Origin of the sequence: Streptomyces sp. NPDC058231 (assembly GCF_042882275.1) — a bacterium.
Lineage (GTDB): Bacteria > Actinomycetota > Actinomycetes > Streptomycetales > Streptomycetaceae > Streptomyces.
The window spans coordinates 1-1,198 of sequence record NZ_JBHVWN010000185.1 but is presented as its reverse complement, the minus strand read 5'-3'; the positions used below and the strand labels follow the sequence as shown (position 1 = coordinate 1,198).

Sequence of the window (1,198 nt, the reverse complement as noted above, 5' to 3'; positions counted from 1 at the left end):
CGGGTCAGCCCTTGCGGGTCTTGACCTCGTCGGTGAGCTGGGGGACGACCTGGAAGAGGTCGCCGACGATGCCGTAGTCGACGAGGTCGAAGATCGGGGCCTCGGCGTCCTTGTTGATCGCGACGATGGTCTTCGAGGTCTGCATCCCGGCCCGGTGCTGGATCGCGCCGGAGATACCCGAGGCGATGTACAGCTGCGGGGAGACGGACTTACCGGTCTGGCCGACCTGGTTGGAGTGCGGGTACCAGCCCGCGTCGACCGCGGCACGCGAGGCACCCACGGCCGCACCCAGGGAGTCGGCGAGCGCCTCGATCAGATGGAAGTTCTCCGCACCGTTGACACCACGGCCACCGGAGACCACGATCGCCGCCTCGGTCAGCTCCGGACGACCGGTCGACTCCCGCGGCGTACGGGAGAGAACCTTCGTCCCGGTCGCCTGCGCGGAGAACACCACCACCAGCTCCTCCACCGCACCCGCGGCCGGAGCCGCCTCCACGGCCGCCGAGTTCGGCTTGACCGTGATGACCGGCGTACCCCGCGTGATCCGGGACTTCGTGGTGAACGACGCCGCGAACGCGGACTGCGTGGCCACCGGACCCGACTCACCCGCCTCCAGATCAACAGCGTCCGTGATGACCCCGGACCCGATCCGGACCGCGAGACGCGCCGCGATCTCCTTGCCCTCGGCCGACGACGGAACCAGCACCGCGACCGGGGACACCGCCGCGTGCGCCGCCTGCAGCGCATCGACCTTCGGCACCACCAGATACTCCGCGAACTCCGGCGCATCAGCCGTCAGCACCCGCACCGCACCGTGCTCGGCCAGCACCCCGACGGTCGACCCGGCACCCGCACCCAACGCCACCGCGACCGGCTCACCGATCCGACGGGCCAGAGTCAGCAGCTCCAGCGTGGGCTTGCGGACCGCACCGTCCACATGATCGACAAAAACAAGAACTTCAGCCATGGAAATGATCTCCTGCGAAACGAGAGTGCCAAGGGGGCAACAACAACGACCACCCGCCCGGAGAACCGGACAGCGCAGTACCTAGATGAACTTCTGACCCGCGAGGAACTCGGCGAGCTGCTTACCGCCCTCACCCTCGTCCTTGACGATCGTGCCCGCCGTACGCGCCGGACGCGCCGCCGCCGAATCGACCACGGTCCACGCACCCGCCAGACCCACCTCGTCCGCGCC

At 68.9% G+C, this 1,198-nt stretch carries 1 protein-coding gene and 1 pseudogene; both read right to left on the bottom strand.

The window, feature by feature from the left end; all coding sequences use genetic code 11:
• Positions 1-4: 4 nt before the first annotated feature.
• On the bottom strand, positions 5-967 hold the full coding sequence (locus ACFVXE_RS39175; RefSeq protein WP_389678591.1) for an electron transfer flavoprotein subunit alpha/FixB family protein: 963 nt from the start codon (positions 965-967) through the stop codon (positions 5-7).
• A gap of 81 nt (positions 968-1,048) precedes the next feature.
• Positions 1,049-1,198, bottom strand: a pseudogene (locus ACFVXE_RS39170) (electron transfer flavoprotein subunit beta); the annotation flags it as partial.

Bases quoted from the DNA above. Each gene is read 5' to 3' on its own strand.
- ACFVXE_RS39175 (WP_389678591.1), bottom strand. From the start codon at position 967: ATGGCTGAAGTTCTTGTTTTTGTCGATCATGTGGACGGTGCGGTCCGC.